At 56.6% G+C, this 16186-nt stretch carries 13 protein-coding genes and 1 tRNA gene; all 14 read right to left on the reverse strand.

Annotated elements, in window-relative coordinates:
- Window positions 1-380, reverse strand: a 380-nt coding sequence (locus tag BLQ55_RS30475) for a GTP-binding protein (protein ID WP_176814271.1), incomplete at its 3' end; no start/stop codon positions are given.
- Between the two features lie 31 nt (window positions 381-411).
- On the reverse strand, window positions 412-2517 hold the full coding sequence (fusA, locus tag BLQ55_RS30480) for an elongation factor G (protein ID WP_060740393.1): 2106 nt from the start codon (window positions 2515-2517) through the stop codon (window positions 412-414).
- Window positions 2518-2547: 30 nt separating this feature from the next.
- Window positions 2548-3018: a 30S ribosomal protein S7 gene (gene rpsG / locus BLQ55_RS30485; protein ID WP_003186074.1), complete on the reverse strand. Its 471-nt coding sequence runs from the start codon at window positions 3016-3018 to the stop codon at window positions 2548-2550.
- Window positions 3019-3120: 102 nt separating this feature from the next.
- Window positions 3121-3492 (reverse strand): 30S ribosomal protein S12, encoded by a 372-nt coding sequence (gene rpsL / locus BLQ55_RS30490; RefSeq protein WP_003186084.1) that lies wholly within the window; start codon window positions 3490-3492, stop codon window positions 3121-3123.
- Window positions 3493-3708: 216 nt separating this feature from the next.
- Window positions 3709-7908 (reverse strand): DNA-directed RNA polymerase subunit beta', encoded by a 4200-nt coding sequence (rpoC, locus tag BLQ55_RS30495; protein ID WP_047230482.1) that lies wholly within the window; start codon window positions 7906-7908, stop codon window positions 3709-3711.
- A 64-nt stretch (window positions 7909-7972) separates the two neighbouring features.
- Window positions 7973-12046 (reverse strand): DNA-directed RNA polymerase subunit beta, encoded by a 4074-nt coding sequence (gene rpoB / locus BLQ55_RS30500; protein ID WP_092259399.1) that lies wholly within the window; start codon window positions 12044-12046, stop codon window positions 7973-7975.
- A 220-nt stretch (window positions 12047-12266) separates the two neighbouring features.
- Complete coding sequence (gene rplL / locus BLQ55_RS30505; protein ID WP_092205576.1) at window positions 12267-12632, reverse strand: 50S ribosomal protein L7/L12; 366 nt, start codon at window positions 12630-12632, stop codon at window positions 12267-12269.
- A gap of 78 nt (window positions 12633-12710) precedes the next feature.
- Window positions 12711-13211 (reverse strand): 50S ribosomal protein L10, encoded by a 501-nt coding sequence (gene rplJ, locus BLQ55_RS30510; RefSeq protein ID WP_003206099.1) that lies wholly within the window; start codon window positions 13209-13211, stop codon window positions 12711-12713.
- Between the two features lie 199 nt (window positions 13212-13410).
- The gene (gene rplA / locus BLQ55_RS30515) at window positions 13411-14106 is read right to left on the reverse strand and encodes a 50S ribosomal protein L1 (RefSeq protein WP_092205577.1); all 696 of its coding nucleotides are present in this window, start codon (window positions 14104-14106) and stop codon (window positions 13411-13413) included.
- Window positions 14106-14537, reverse strand: coding sequence for a 50S ribosomal protein L11 (gene rplK, locus BLQ55_RS30520; protein ID WP_003176435.1), 432 nt, complete (start codon window positions 14535-14537; stop codon window positions 14106-14108). The genes rplA and rplK overlap by 1 nt, the downstream gene beginning before the upstream one ends.
- A gap of 117 nt (window positions 14538-14654) precedes the next feature.
- The gene (nusG, locus tag BLQ55_RS30525) at window positions 14655-15188 is read right to left on the reverse strand and encodes a transcription termination/antitermination protein NusG (RefSeq protein ID WP_010443972.1); all 534 of its coding nucleotides are present in this window, start codon (window positions 15186-15188) and stop codon (window positions 14655-14657) included.
- A 9-nt stretch (window positions 15189-15197) separates the two neighbouring features.
- On the reverse strand, window positions 15198-15566 hold the full coding sequence (secE, locus tag BLQ55_RS30530) for a preprotein translocase subunit SecE (protein ID WP_003206102.1): 369 nt from the start codon (window positions 15564-15566) through the stop codon (window positions 15198-15200).
- A 45-nt stretch (window positions 15567-15611) separates the two neighbouring features.
- Window positions 15612-15687 (reverse strand) — tRNA-Trp (locus BLQ55_RS30535).
- 53 nt (window positions 15688-15740) lie between these two features.
- A partial coding sequence (locus BLQ55_RS30540; protein ID WP_092259402.1) for an EF-Tu C-terminal domain-related protein occupies window positions 15741-16186 on the reverse strand: 446 nt, incomplete at its 5' end.

The following is a 16186-nucleotide window of genomic DNA, read 5'->3' on the forward strand; positions in this document are numbered from 1 at the left end:
CCTACCTGACGGGACAGCAGGATGTGCTCACGGGTTTGTGGCATCGGACCATCAGCGGCCGAGCAAACCAGGATCGCGCCGTCCATCTGGGCAGCACCGGTGATCATGTTTTTTACGTAGTCGGCGTGACCTGGGCAGTCAACGTGTGCGTAGTGACGCACGGCCGAATCGTATTCAACGTGAGCGGTGTTGATGGTGATACCGCGAGCTTTCTCTTCCGGGGCGCTGTCGATCTTGTCGAAGTCAACCTTGGCCGAACCGAAAACTTCGGAGCAGACACGGGTCAGAGCAGCGGTCAGCGTGGTTTTACCGTGGTCAACGTGACCGATGGTGCCAACGTTGACGTGCGGTTTGTTCCGTTCAAATTTTTCTTTAGCCACGACAATTAACTCCTAGCTTAAAGGGGCTGAATCAGCCTTGCTTTTTGGTAACAGTCTCGACGATATGCGACGGAGCTGTATTGTATTTTTTGAATTCCATAGAGTAGCTTGCGCGACCCTGAGACATGGAACGAACGTCGGTTGCGTAACCGAACATCTCGCCCAACGGCACCTCGGCACGAATCACTTTGCCGGAAACCGTATCTTCCATACCCAGAATCATGCCACGACGACGGTTAAGGTCGCCCATGACATCACCCATGTAGTCTTCAGGCGTAACGACTTCCACCGCCATGATCGGCTCAAGCAACTCACCACCACCCTTCTGGGCCAGCTGCTTGGTTGCCATGGAGGCAGCCACCTTAAACGCCATCTCGTTGGAGTCGACGTCATGGTAAGAACCATCGAACACAGTCGCCTTCAGGCCGATCAGCGGATAGCCGGCGACAACGCCGTTCTTCATCTGCTCTTCGATACCCTTCTGGATCGCCGGGATGTATTCCTTAGGAACCACACCACCTACGACTTCGTTCAGGAATTGCAGACCTTCCTGACCTTCGTCAGCCGGTGCAAAACGGATCCAGCAGTGACCGAACTGGCCACGACCGCCGGACTGGCGAACGAACTTGCCTTCGATTTCACAGCTCTTCGTGATGCGCTCACGATAGGAAACCTGAGGCTTACCGATGTTGGCTTCGACGTTGAACTCACGGCGCATCCGGTCAACCAGGATGTCCAGGTGCAACTCGCCCATGCCGGAGATGATCGTTTGACCAGTCTCTTCATCAGTCTTGACGCGGAAAGACGGGTCTTCCTGAGCAAGCTTGCCCAGAGCGATACCCATTTTTTCCTGGTCGTCCTTGGTCTTAGGCTCAACGGCAACCGAAATAACCGGCTCCGGGAAGTCCATGCGAACCAGGATGATTGGCTTGTCAGCGTTGCACAAAGTTTCACCGGTGGTGACGTCCTTCATGCCGATCAAGGCCGCGATGTCGCCAGCGCGTACTTCCTTGATTTCTTCACGGGCGTTTGCGTGCATCTGCACCATACGACCCACACGCTCTTTCTTGCCTTTTACCGAGTTGATCACGCCGTCGCCGGAGGCCAACACGCCCGAGTAAACCCGAACAAAGGTCAAGGTACCCACGAATGGGTCGGTAGCGATCTTGAACGCCAAAGCCGCGAACGGCTCGTCGTCACTTGCGTGACGCTCCATTTCCTCTTCCTCGTTATCCGGGTTGGAACCCTTGATAGCAGGAATGTCGGTTGGAGCAGGCAGGAAGTCGATAACGGCGTCGAGAACCAGGGGAACACCCTTGTTCTTGAAGGAAGAACCGCAAACAGCCAGAACGATCTCACCAGCGATAGTACGCTGACGCAGAGCGGCCTTGATTTCCTCGTTGGTGAGTTCTTCACCTTCGAGGTACTTGTTCATCAGCTCTTCGCTGGCTTCGGCCGCAGCCTCAACCATATTGCTGCGCCATTGCTCGGCTTCTTCCAACAGTTCGGCAGGAATATCCTTGCGAACAGGGACCATGCCCTTGTCGGAATCGTTCCAGTAGACAGCTTGCATGTTGATCAGATCGATCTGACCCTGGAAGTTGTCTTCGGAACCGATAGCCAGCTGGATCGGCACTGGAGTGTGACCCAGGCGCTGCTTGATCTGAGCGATCACGCGCAGGAAGTTGGCACCAGCACGGTCCATCTTGTTTACGTAAACAAGACGTGGAACGCCGTATTTGTTGGCCTGACGCCATACGGTTTCCGACTGAGGCTCAACACCCGAAGTACCACAGAACACAACGACAGCGCCGTCGAGTACACGCAGGGAACGTTCAACTTCGATGGTGAAGTCTACGTGGCCCGGGGTATCGATAACGTTGAAGCGGTGCTCGTGCGGGTACTGCTTCTCGGAACCTTTCCAGAAGGCGGTGATAGCAGCAGAAGTAATGGTAATACCACGCTCCTGCTCCTGCACCATCCAGTCTGTGGTCGCGGCGCCGTCATGCACCTCGCCCATTTTGTGACTCTTGCCGGTGTAAAAAAGGACGCGCTCGGTGGTGGTGGTTTTACCAGCATCCACGTGAGCAACGATACCGATGTTACGGTAGCGGTTAATCGGTGTAGTACGAGCCATAAAGCCCTCGCAAATTGAGTGACGCTAAAATTAGAAGCGGTAGTGCGAGAAAGCCTTGTTGGCTTCAGCCATACGGTGCACGTCTTCACGCTTCTTAACTGCAGCACCTTTACCTTCAGCAGCGTCCAACAGTTCACCAGCCAAACGCAGAGCCATGGACTTCTCGCCGCGCTTGCGGGCGAAGTCTACCAGCCAGCGCATTGCCAGGGCGTTACGACGGGACGGACGAACTTCGACCGGAACCTGGTAAGTAGCACCGCCTACACGGCGCGACTTCACTTCGACCAGCGGAGCGATGGCGTCGAGAGCTTTCTCGAAGATTTCCAGGGGATCGCTGTTCTTGCGTTCCTTAACTTTGTCCAGTGCGCCATAAACGATACGCTCGGCAACGGCTTTCTTGCCGCTTTCCATTACGTGGTTCATGAACTTGGCGAGAATCTGGCTTCCGTATTTCGGATCGTCCAGAATCTCACGTTTGGCTGCTACGCGACGTCTTGGCATTGATAAGCCCTCAAACGGTCTTCAGGTTAGCCCGGGACAGCGGATGCGTGCCCGACCTTACTCTTATCGACTCAATAAAATTAAAAACTGCTAAACGGCCGATTATTTCGGACGCTTGGTACCGTACTTCGAACGACCTTGGTTACGACCTTTAACGCCGGAAGTATCCAAAGAGCCGCGAACGGTGTGGTAACGAACACCTGGCAAGTCTTTTACACGACCGCCGCGGATCAGGACCACGCTGTGTTCTTGCAGGTTGTGGCCTTCACCGCCGATGTACGAGGAAACCTCGAAACCGTTGGTCAGACGCACACGGCATACTTTACGCAGTGCCGAGTTAGGTTTTTTCGGCGTGGTGGTATACACACGGGTGCATACGCCACGACGTTGCGGGCAGTTCTGCAGCGCAGGCACGTCGGATTTCTCGACGATACGCTTACGCGGCTGACGTACCAGCTGGTTGATAGTTGCCATCTACTAGCTCCACTGTTGTCTTGCGACGCTATTGTCTTACAAGAAAAGCAAAATGGCAGGAACGAATTCCCGCCAAATTTAGGGGATCAAGAGTCTAAAGAGGATCTTGTCCCCAGTCAAGGCAAGGCCCCGACCTCCCCGCCCGCCGGATCTCGACAATTTGTCTCGATCCGCCGAACGGGGCGACCAGGGCCAGGCACTCAATTACCGCAGAACTCAGTTACCACTCGAGTTCAGTGCTTCGGTCAGTGCAGCTTCCACTTCACTGGCGCTTACGCGCAACGGCTTGTCGGCATCACGGCGACGCTTGCGCTCGCTGTGATAGGCCAAACCGGTACCGGCCGGGATCAGACGACCCACGACCACGTTTTCTTTCAGGCCGCGCAGGTAATCGCGCTTGCCGGTTACCGCCGCTTCGGTCAGTACACGGGTGGTTTCCTGGAAGGAAGCCGCCGAGATGAACGATTCGGTGGACAACGACGCCTTGGTGATACCCAGCAGCACGCGAGTGAACTTGGAGACAAACTTGTCTTCGGTCGCCAGGCGCTCGTTTTCCACCAGTACGTGAGTCAGTTCCATCTGGTCGCCCTTGATGAAACTCGAGTCGCCGGATTCAGCGATTTCGACCTTACGCAGCATCTGACGCAGGATGGTTTCGATGTGCTTGTCGTTGATCTTCACGCCTTGCAGACGGTAAACGTCCTGGATCTCGTTCACGATGTACTTGGCCAGCGCACTCACACCCAGCAGACGCAGGATGTCGTGTGGATCGCTCGGGCCGTCCGAGATAACTTCGCCGCGGTTTACCTGTTCGCCTTCGAAGACGTTCAGGTGACGCCACTTCGGAATCAGCTCTTCGTACGGATCGCTACCGTCGTTCGGTGTAATGACCAGGCGGCGCTTGCCCTTGGTCTCTTTACCGAACGCGATGGTGCCGCTGACTTCAGCCAGAATCGAGGCTTCTTTCGGACGACGGGCTTCGAACAAGTCGGCAACACGCGGCAGACCACCGGTGATGTCGCGGGTTTTCGAAGTTTCCTGCGGGATACGGGCGATAACATCACCGATCGCGATCCGCGCACCGTCCGCAACGCCGACCAGGGCGTTGGCCGGCAGGAAGTACTGAGCGATTACGTCAGTGCCTGGCAGCAACAGATCCTTGCCGTTGTCGTCGACCATCTTCACGGCCGGACGGATGTCCTTGCCGGCAGCTGGACGATCTTTCGCGTCGAGTACTTCAATGTTGGTCATACCGGTCAATTCGTCGGTCTGACGCTTGATCGTGATGCCTTCTTCCATGCCCACGTAGGTCACGGTACCTTTCATCTCGGTCACGATCGGGTGGGTGTGCGGGTCCCACTTGGCCACGATGGCGCCAGCGTCGACCTTGTCACCTTCCTTGACCGAAATCACAGCACCGTACGGCAGCTTGTAGCGCTCGCGCTCGCGACCGAAGTCGTCAGCGATGGCCAGCTCACCGGAACGCGACACAGCCACCAGGTGACCGTCAACGCGCTCTACGTGCTTGAGGTTGTGCAGACGGACAGTACCGCCATTCTTCACCTGGACGCTGTCGGCAGCGGAGGTCCGGCTTGCCGCACCACCGATGTGGAACGTACGCATCGTCAGCTGGGTACCCGGCTCACCGATGGACTGGGCAGCGATAACGCCGACCGCTTCACCGATGTTCACCTGGTGACCACGTGCCAGGTCGCGACCGTAGCACTTGGCGCAGATGCCATAGCGGGTTTCGCAGCTGATCGGCGAACGTACGATCACTTCGTCGATGCTGTTGAGTTCGATGAACTCGACCCACTTCTCGTCAACCAGGGTGCCGGCAGGAACGATCACGTCCTCGGTACCCGGCTTGAATACGTCACGGGCGATGACACGACCCAATACGCGTTCACCCAACGGCTCTACAACGTCACCGCCTTCAATGTGCGGCGTCATGACCAGGCCATGTTCGGTGCCGCAATCGATCTCGGTCACGACCAGATCCTGGGCAACGTCTACCAGACGACGAGTCAGGTAACCGGAGTTCGCCGTTTTCAACGCAGTATCCGCAAGACCCTTACGAGCACCGTGAGTGGAGATGAAGTACTGGAGTACGCTCAAGCCTTCACGGAAGTTCGCGGTAATCGGGGTCTCGATGATGGAGCCGTCCGGCTTGGCCATCAGGCCACGCATACCAGCGAGCTGACGGATCTGCGCAGCAGAACCCCGTGCGCCCGAGTCGGCCATCATGTACATCGAGTTGAACGATTCCTGGTCGACTTCGTTGCCATGACGGTCGATGACTTTCTCTTTCGAGAGGTTGGCCATCATCGCCTTGGAGACTTCGTCGTTCGCCTTGGACCAGAGGTCGATCACCTTGTTGTACTTCTCGCCCTGGGTTACCAGGCCGGAGGCGTACTGGCTTTCGATCTCTTTCACTTCTTCGGTGGCAGCACCGATGATGCGGGCTTTTTCATCCGGGATAACGAAGTCGTTAACGCCGATGGAAACGCCGGAAATGGTCGAATAGGCAAAACCGGTGTACATCAACTGGTCAGCGAAGATCACGGTCTCTTTCAGACCCACCACGCGGTAGCACTGGTTGATCAGCTTGGAGATCGCCTTTTTCTTCATCGGCAGGTTGACGACGTCGAAGGACAGGCCTTTTGGCACAACCTGGAACAACAGCGCACGGCCGACGGTGGTGTCGACGATACGGGTGTTGGTCACGCTGCCGCCATCACGATCGTTCACGGTCTCGTTGATCCGCACTTTGACCTTGGCATGCAGTGCGGCTTCGCCAGCACGGAACACACGGTCAACTTCCTGCAGATCCGCGAACACACGACCTTCGCCCTTGGCGTTGATCGCTTCACGAGTCATGTAGTACAGACCCAATACAACGTCCTGCGACGGAACGATGATTGGCTCACCGTTGGCTGGCGACAGGATGTTGTTGGTCGACATCATCAACGCGCGCGCTTCGAGCTGGGCTTCCAGCGTCAGCGGCACGTGCACGGCCATTTGGTCGCCGTCGAAGTCGGCGTTGTACGCAGCACAGACCAGCGGGTGCAGCTGGATAGCCTTACCTTCGATCAGTACCGGTTCAAACGCCTGGATACCCAGACGGTGAAGGGTCGGTGCACGGTTGAGCAGCACTGGGTGTTCGCGAATCACTTCGGCGAGAACGTCCCAGACCTCTGGCAGCTCGCGCTCGACCATCTTCTTGGCCGCCTTGATGGTGGTAGCGAGACCACGCATTTCCAGCTTGCCGAAAATGAACGGCTTGAACAGCTCCAGGGCCATCTTCTTGGGCAGACCGCACTGGTGCAGACGCAGGGTCGGGCCTACGGTAATAACCGAACGACCGGAGTAGTCGACACGCTTACCGAGCAAGTTCTGACGGAAACGGCCCTGCTTACCCTTGATCATGTCAGCCAGGGACTTCAGAGGACGCTTGTTGGAACCGGTGATAGCGCGGCCACGACGACCGTTGTCGAGCAATGCGTCGACCGCTTCCTGCAACATACGCTTTTCGTTGCGCACGATGATGTCCGGAGCGGACAGGTCGAGCAGGCGCTTCAAGCGGTTGTTACGGTTGATCACTCGACGATACAGATCGTTGAGGTCGGAAGTCGCGAAGCGACCGCCATCGAGGGGAACCAGTGGACGCAGGTCTGGCGGCAGTACCGGCAGAACGGTCAGCACCATCCACTCTGGCAGGTTGCCGGAACCCTGGAAGGCTTCCATCAACTTCAGACGCTTGGACAGTTTCTTGATCTTGGTTTCGGAGTTGGTTTGCGGAATTTCTTCACGCAGGCGGCCAATCTCGTGCTCCAGGTCGATAGCGTGCAGCAGTTCGCGGACAGCTTCGGCACCCATGCGGGCATCAAAATCGTCACCGAACTCTTCCAGCGCTTCGAAGTACTGCTCGTCGTTCAGCAGCTGACCTTTCTCAAGGGTGGTCATGCCCGGATCGATAACGACATAGCTCTCGAAGTAGAGAACGCGTTCGATATCACGCAGGGTCATGTCCATCAGCAGGCCGATACGGGACGGCAGCGATTTCAGGAACCAGATGTGGGCAACTGGCGAGGCCAGTTCGATGTGGGCCATGCGCTCACGACGAACTTTTGCCAGCGCGACTTCAACGCCGCACTTCTCGCAGATCACACCACGGTGCTTCAAGCGCTTGTACTTACCGCACAGGCACTCGTAATCCTTTACCGGGCCAAAGATCTTGGCGCAGAACAGGCCGTCACGCTCGGGTTTGAACGTACGGTAGTTGATGGTTTCCGGCTTTTTTACTTCACCGAACGACCACGAACGGATCATCTCAGGCGAGGCCAATCCAATACGGATGGCGTCGAACTCTTCGACTTGACCCTGGTTTTTCAGCAAATTCAGTAGGTCTTTCAAGGCCTTTCCTCCTGGCGGAGCAGAGAGCGGGCAAAACAGCCCCGCTCTCGATTCGCGTCACGTGTTATTCGGTTTCCAGATCGATATCGATGCCGAGGGAACGAATTTCCTTGATCAACACGTTGAAAGACTCGGGCATGCCCGGCTCCATACGGTGATCGCCGTCCACGATGTTTTTGTACATCTTGGTCCGGCCGTTCACATCGTCCGACTTCACTGTGAGCATTTCTTGCAGAGTGTATGCAGCACCGTACGCTTCCAGTGCCCAGACCTCCATCTCCCCGAAACGCTGACCACCGAACTGCGCCTTACCACCCAGCGGCTGCTGGGTAACCAGGCTGTAAGAACCGGTAGAACGAGCGTGCATCTTGTCGTCTACCAAGTGGTTCAGCTTCAGCATGTACATGTAGCCAACGGTAACCGGGCGCTCGAACTTGTTGCCGGTACGGCCGTCGAACAGCTGCATCTGGCCGCTTTCCGGCAGGTCTGCCAGTTTCAGCATGGCCTTGATTTCGCTTTCCTTGGCACCGTCGAACACCGGAGTAGCCATTGGAACGCCGCCGCGCAGGTTCTTCGCCAGATCCAGAATTTCCTGGTCGGAGAAGGTGTCCAGCTCTTCGTTGCGTCCGCCGATCTCGTTGTAGATCTCGTGCAGGAACTTACGCAGGTCCGCGACCTTGCGCTGCTCTTCGATCATCCGGTTGATCTTCTCGCCCAAGCCCTTGGCCGCGAGGCCCAGGTGGGTTTCAAGGATCTGACCGACGTTCATACGCGAAGGTACGCCCAACGGGTTGAGGACCACATCGACCGGGGTGCCATTGGCATCGTGCGGCATGTCTTCAACCGGCATGATCACGGAGACCACACCCTTGTTACCGTGACGACCGGCCATCTTGTCGCCCGGTTGGATGCGACGACGGATTGCCAGGTAAACCTTGACGATTTTCAGCACGCCTGGAGCCAGGTCATCGCCTTGCTGCAGCTTGCGCTTCTTGTCTTCGAACTTGTCGTCCAGCAGACGGCGGCGATCAACGATATAGGCCTGGGCCTTCTCGAGCTGCTCGTTCAGAGCATCTTCAGCCATGCGCAGTTTGAACCACTGGCCATGCTCAAGACTGTCGAGGACTTCGTCGGTGATTTCCTGACCTTTCTTCAGGCCCGCGCCGCCTTCGGCTTTGTGGCCGACCAGGGCGGAACGCAGACGCTCGAAAGTTGCGCCTTCGACGATCCGGAACTCTTCGTTCAGGTCCTTGCGGATCTCGTCGAGCTGAGTCTTCTCGATGGACAGTGCACGAGCATCACGCTCAACGCCGTCGCGAGTGAAGACCTGTACGTCGATGACGGTACCTTTGGTGCCGGTAGGCACGCGCAGGGAGGTGTCTTTAACGTCGCTGGCTTTTTCACCGAAGATGGCACGCAGCAGTTTTTCTTCCGGCGTCAGCTGGGTCTCGCCTTTCGGAGTGACCTTGCCCACCAGGATGTCGCCTGCGCCGACTTCGGCACCTACATAAACGATACCGGCTTCGTCCAGCTTGTTCAGTGCGGCTTCACCCACGTTCGGGATGTCCGCTGTGATTTCCTCTGGGCCAAGCTTGGTGTCACGGGCCACACAGGTCAGTTCCTGGATGTGGATCGTGGTGAAGCGGTCTTCCTGAACCACACGCTCGGACAGGCAGATGGAGTCTTCGAAGTTGAAGCCGTTCCATGCCATGAACGCGATGCGCATGTTCTGACCCAACGCCAGTTCACCCATATCGGTGGACGGACCGTCGGCCATGATGTCGCTGCGCTGAACCCGATCACCCTTGCTTACCAGCGGACGCTGGTTGATGCAGGTGTTCTGGTTGGAGCGGGTGTATTTGGTCAGGTTGTAGATGTCGACACCGGCTTCACCAGTTTCAACTTCGTCATCGGCAACACGAACCACGATACGGCTGGCGTCGACGGAATCGATCACGCCACCACGACGCGCCACGACGCAAACGCCGGAGTCACGGGCAACGTTACGCTCCATGCCGGTACCGACCAGCGGCTTGTCGGCACGCAGGGTGGGTACAGCTTGACGCTGCATGTTCGAACCCATCAACGCACGGTTGGCGTCGTCGTGCTCGAGGAACGGGATCAGCGACGCTGCGACCGACACTACCTGCTTCGGCGAGACGTCCATCAAGGTGACGTCTTCCGGCGCCTTGACGGTGAACTCGTTCAGGTGACGAACAGCTACCAGCTCGTCGACCAGGACCTTCTTGTCGTTCATCGTGGCCGAAGCCTGGGCGATCACGTGATCGGCTTCTTCGATGGCGGACAGGAACACGATCTCGTCGGTAACCAGGGCGTCTTTCACCACGCGGTACGGGCTCTCGAGGAAGCCGTACTGGTTGGTGCGCGCATAGGCCGCCAGGGAGTTGATCAGACCGATGTTCGGACCTTCCGGCGTCTCGATCGGGCAGACACGACCGTAGTGAGTCGGGTGTACGTCACGAACTTCGAAGCCTGCACGCTCACGGGTCAGACCGCCCGGGCCGAGTGCGGAGACACGACGCTTGTGGGTGATCTCGGACAGCGGGTTGTTCTGGTCCATGAACTGGGACAGCTGGCTCGAACCGAAGAACTCCTTCACCGCCGCAGCAACAGGCTTGGCGTTGATCAGGTCTTGCGGCATCAGGCCTTCGCTTTCAGCCATCGACAGACGTTCCTTGACCGCACGCTCTACACGCACCAGGCCAACACGGAACTGGTTCTCGGCCATCTCGCCTACACAGCGAACACGACGGTTACCCAGGTGGTCGATGTCATCGACGATGCCTTTGCCGTTACGGATGTCGACCAGGGTCTTGAGGACCGCAACGATGTCGTCCTTGTTCAGCACGCCCGAACCTTCGATCTCGGTACGACCGATACGACGGTTGAACTTCATCCGGCCGACCGCAGACAGGTCATAGCGCTCAGGGCTGAAGAACAGGTTGTTGAACAGGGTCTCGGCCGCATCCTTGGTTGGCGGCTCGCCAGGACGCATCATGCGATAGATCTCGACCAGGGCTTCCAGTTGGTTGCCGGTGGAGTCGATCTTCAGCGTGTCGGAGATGAACGGACCGCAGTCGATGTCGTTGGTGTACAGGGTTTCGATACGAACGACCTGGGCCTTGGCGATTTTCGCCAGGATCTCAGTGGTCAGTTCGGTATTGCACTCTGCAATGATTTCGCCGGTGGCCGGATGCACGATGACCTTGGCCGTGGTGCGACCCAGGACGTAGTCGATCGGCACCTGCAGCTCTTTGATCCCGGCTTTTTCCAGCTGGTTGATGTGGCGAGCGGTGATACGACGACCCTGCTCGACAATAACCTTGCCTTTGTCATCCTGGATATCGAGGACAGCGATTTCACCGCGCAGGCGCTGAGGCACCAGTTCCAGGCTGAGGTTTTCACCTTGCACATGGAAGACGTTGGTGGTGTAGAACGCGTCCAGCACTTCCTCGGTGGTATAGCCGAGCGCGCGCAGCAGTACCGATGCAGGCAGCTTGCGACGACGGTCGATACGCACGAATACGCAGTCTTTCGGGTCGAACTCGAAGTCCAGCCACGAACCGCGGTAAGGAATGATGCGCGCGGAGTAAAGCAGTTTGCCGGAGCTGTGCGTCTTGCCACGGTCGTGGTCGAAGAACACGCCCGGGGAACGGTGCAGCTGGGAAACAATTACACGCTCGGTACCGTTGATTACGAAGGTACCGTTTTCAGTCATCAGGGGGATTTCACCCATGTAGACTTCTTGCTCTTTGATGTCCTTGATCGCTTTGTTCGACGATTCTTTGTCGAAAATGATCAGGCGCACTTTTACCCGCAAAGGTACGGCGTAAGTAACACCGCGCAATACGCATTCTTTGACATCAAATGCCGGTTCGCCCAGGCGATAACCGACGTACTCCAGCGCAGCATTGCCGGAGTAGCTGATGATCGGGAAAACGGATTTGAAGGCCGCATGCAGGCCCACGTCGCGGAACTGATCTTTAGTCGCTCCCGCTTGCAAGAATTCACGATACGAATCCAGCTGGATGGCCAGGAGGTACGGCACATCCATGACGTCCGGCAACTTGCTAAAGTCCTTGCGGATACGTTTTTTCTCAGTATATGAGTAAGCCATCAGCGTTCCCCAGCTTGGTCACCTGCTTGTTTGGCCCCTCCCGACGGGAGCAGCCAGAAAATCGTGCAAACCCCATGGTTTGCGCCACCACATCGGGTGGTTACAGCGCGCTATCGACACCGACCCAGTCGGCTGCCAATAACGGAAAAAGGCCGGTGGCAAGAGCCACCAGCCATCAGCCTGTCGCTTAACGCTCGGGCTGGAGACGCAAAGTCGATGCTTACTTCAGCTCGACTTTAGCGCCTGCTTCTTCCAGAGTGGCCTTGGCTTTGTCAGCTGCGTCTTTGGCAACAGCTTCCAGAACCATGGCAGGAGCGCCGTCAACTACAGCCTTGGCTTCTTTCAGGCCCAGACCGGTCAGTTCACGTACTGCCTTGATCACGTTTACTTTCTTCTCGCCAGCTTCGGTCAGCATGACGTTGAATTCGGTTTGCTCTTCAGCAACGGCAACAGCAGCAGCTGGACCAGCGGAAGCAGCAGCAGCGGTAACACCGAATTTTTCTTCGAAAGCTTTGATCAGCTCAACAACTTCCATTACGGACATGTTGCCAACGGCTTCGAGGATATCGTTTTGAGAGATAGACATGACTCTAAATTCCTGGATTGGGGGACGGCCTACGCGACCATCGAAATAAACAAAAAACGCGAAAAGGAGTGTCGAGCCTTAGGCTGCGGCAGCTTCTTTCTGGTCGCGCAGTGCCGCCAGAGTACGAGCCAATTTGCTGGTTGCGCCTTGAATCACGCTCATCAGCTGGGAAATTGCTTCGTCACGGGTCGGCAGAGTTGCCAGTACGTCGATCTGGTTAGCTGCGAGGAACTTGCCCTCGAACGCAGCTGCCTTAATCTCGAACTTGTCCTGACCTTTGGCGAATTCCTTGAACAAACGGGCAGCAGCGCCAGGATGTTGGGTGGAGAACGCGATCAAGGTCGGGCCGGTGAACACGTCGTTGAGGACACTGTACTCAGTGTCAGCAACAGCGCGCTTGAGCAGGGTGTTACGTACAACACGTACGTAAACGCCAGCTTCACGAGCCTCTTTACGGAGTCCGGTCATAGCGCCTACTGTTACGCCACGGGCATCAGCCACGACAGCGGACAGAGCAGCTTTGGCAGCCTCGTTGACTTCAGCGACGATGGCCTTCTTGTCTTCGAGTTTAATTGCCACGGGTTTAACTCCTGCTTGTTACCGTTTCATTCGGTCGAAACCGAATGTCGTTTTGGTGTCTGATTCGGTAAGGAACCGGGAGCACCATCTGCGTAGGCTTGTGGTTTAAGACTTGCGTCGCCTACGGTCTTGGACAGCCCCCGCCAGGCAGGGACCCCAATTTTTCGACTGGCGCGATCGCTCGCGCCAACCTTGAGTCTTACGCGTCGAGCGAGCTCTGGTCGATGACCAGACCTGGGCCCATAGTGGTGCTCAGGGTAACGCGCTTGACGTAGATACCTTTCGAAGAAGCTGGCTTGATACGCTTCAGATCAGCGATCAGGGCTTCAACGTTTTCCTTCAGCTTGACGGCGTCGAAGCCGATCTTGCCAACGGAAGTGTGGATGATGCCGTTTTTGTCGGTGCGATAACGAACCTGACCAGCCTTGGCGTTTTTAACCGCGGTGGCTACGTCTGGCGTTACGGTGCCGACTTTAGGGTTAGGCATCAGACCACGTGGACCGAGGATCTGACCCAGCTGACCTACAACGCGCATGGCATCTGGAGATGCGATCACTACGTCATAGTTCAGGTCGCCACCTTTCATTTCGGCAGCCAGATCGTCCATGCCGACGCGATCAGCACCAGCAGCCAGAGCAGCTTCAGCTGCTGGGCCCTGGGTGAAGACAGCTACACGAACGGTCTTGCCAGTGCCGTGTGGCAGCACGGTAGCGCTACGAACGACCTGGTCGGATTTACGTGGGTCAACGCCCAGGTTTACAGCAACGTCGAACGACTCGCTGAACTTGACAGTCGACAGCTCGGACAGCAGAGCGGCGGCGTCTACAAAGTTGTAGGCCTTGCCTGCTTCGATCTTGCCGGCGATAGCCTTTTGACGCTTGGTCAGCTTAGCCATTACACACCCTCCACGTTAAGGCCCATGCTACGAGCAGAACCGGCGATAGTACGCACGGCTGCATCCATATCAGCTGCAGTCAAATCCGCGTTTTTGGTTTTCGCGATTTCTTCCAGCTGAGCACGGGTAACGGTGCCAACCTTAACGGTGTTTGGACGAGCGGAACCGCTGGTCAAACCTGCAGCCTTCTTCAGCAGAACCGAAGCTGGGGTGCTTTTTGTTTCGAAGGTGAAGCTACGGTCGCTGTAGACAGTGATGATCACTGGAGTCGGCAGACCTGGCTCAAGACCCTGAGTACGGGCGTTGAAGGCCTTGCAGAATTCCATGATGTTCACGCCGTGCTGACCCAGTGCAGGACCAACAGGTGGGCTTGGGTTAGCCTGAGCGGCCTTCACTTGCAGCTTGATGTAAGCGGTAATTTTCTTGGCCATGAGGCACTCCAATTACGGGTTCTAACGCCTCGAAAGGCTCCCCGGTGACTTGCGCGTTTATCCCAGTGACGACAAAACCCCACAGCCTTGGGCTGCGGGGTTGGGATGCCTGCTCAATCAGACCTTTTCGACCTGACTGAACTCTAGCTCTACCGGAGTAGAGCGACCGAAAATGAGCACTGCCACTTGGATCCGGCTCTTTTCGTAGTTAACTTCTTCAACCGTGCCATTGAAATCAGCGAATGGCCCGTCGGTGACGCGTACAACCTCACCTGGCTCAAACAACGTCTTCGGCTTCGGCTTGTCGCTACCATCAGCGACGCGACGCAGAATCGCTTCTGCCTCTTTATCCGTGATCGGCGCAGGCTTGTCGGCGGTACCGCCGATGAAACCCATCACCCGAGGGGTATCCTTGACCAAGTGCCAAGTCCCTTCGTTCATATCCATCTGTACCAGCACGTAACCCGGAAAGAACTTGCGTTCACTTTTGCGCTTCTGGCCATTACGCATCTCAACCACTTCTTCAGTGGGGACCAGAATCTCGCCAAAGCCATCTTCCATGCCAGCCAGCTTTACGCGCTCTATCAGCGAGCGCATGACATGCTTCTCGTAACCCGAGTAAGCATGCACAACGTACCAACGCTTAGCCACGGGACACCCTTAGCCAACAATCAAGGAAACAAGCCAGCCGAGCAGGGAGTCGAGCCCCCACAACAGCAACGCCATTACCAGAACAACAGCCACAACGATCAACGTGGTCTGCGTGGTTTCTTGGCGAGTCGGCCATACGACTTTACGAATCTCGGTGCGAGCTTCCTTAGCGAGTACAAAGAAAGACTTGCCCTTGGCCGTCTGCAAGCCTACAAAGGCAGCAACAGCAGCAATGGCGAGCAATGCAAGTACACGGTACAGGATCGGCGAAGCAGAATAATACTGATTGCCAACAACGCCAATAACCACCAAAGCGACTACTACTAGCCACTTGAGCAGATCGAAGCGAGAGCCTTGAGCTTCAGCTTTAGGAGTCATCTATGAAGATCCTGTGAAAAGAAAGCCAGACACACTGAGTGAATCTGGCAGGTCAGGAGGGAATCGAACCCCCAACCTACGGTTTTGGAGACCGTCGCTCTGCCAATTGAGCTACTGACCTAAAACAAAATCAGGCCGACCATTATGCCGGCCCGAAAAAGACATTACAACTGTTTACTCGATGACTTTAGCCACGACACCAGCGCCGACGGTACGACCGCCCTCACGGATAGCGAAACGCAGGCCGTCTTCCATCGCGATGGTCTTGATCAGGGTAACAGTCATCTGAATGTTGTCACCTGGCATTACCATTTCAACGCCTTCTGGCAGCTCGCAGTTACCAGTCACGTCAGTTGTACGGAAGTAGAACTGTGGACGATAGCCTTTGAAGAACGGAGTGTGACGGCCGCCTTCTTCCTTGCTCAGAACGTAAACTTCCGCGGTGAACTTGGTGTGCGGCTTGACGGTGCCTGGCTTGACCAGAACCTGGCCACGCTCAACGTCGTCACGCTTGGTGCCGCGCAGCAGTACGCCGCAGTTCTCGCCAGCACGACCTTCGTCGAGCAGCTTGCGGAACATTTCAACGCCGGTGCAGGTAGTTTTCTGAGTGTCGCGCAGAC

This window comes from Pseudomonas sp. NFACC13-1 (assembly GCF_900104425.1).
GTDB lineage: Bacteria > Pseudomonadota > Gammaproteobacteria > Pseudomonadales > Pseudomonadaceae > Aquipseudomonas > Aquipseudomonas fluorescens_AA.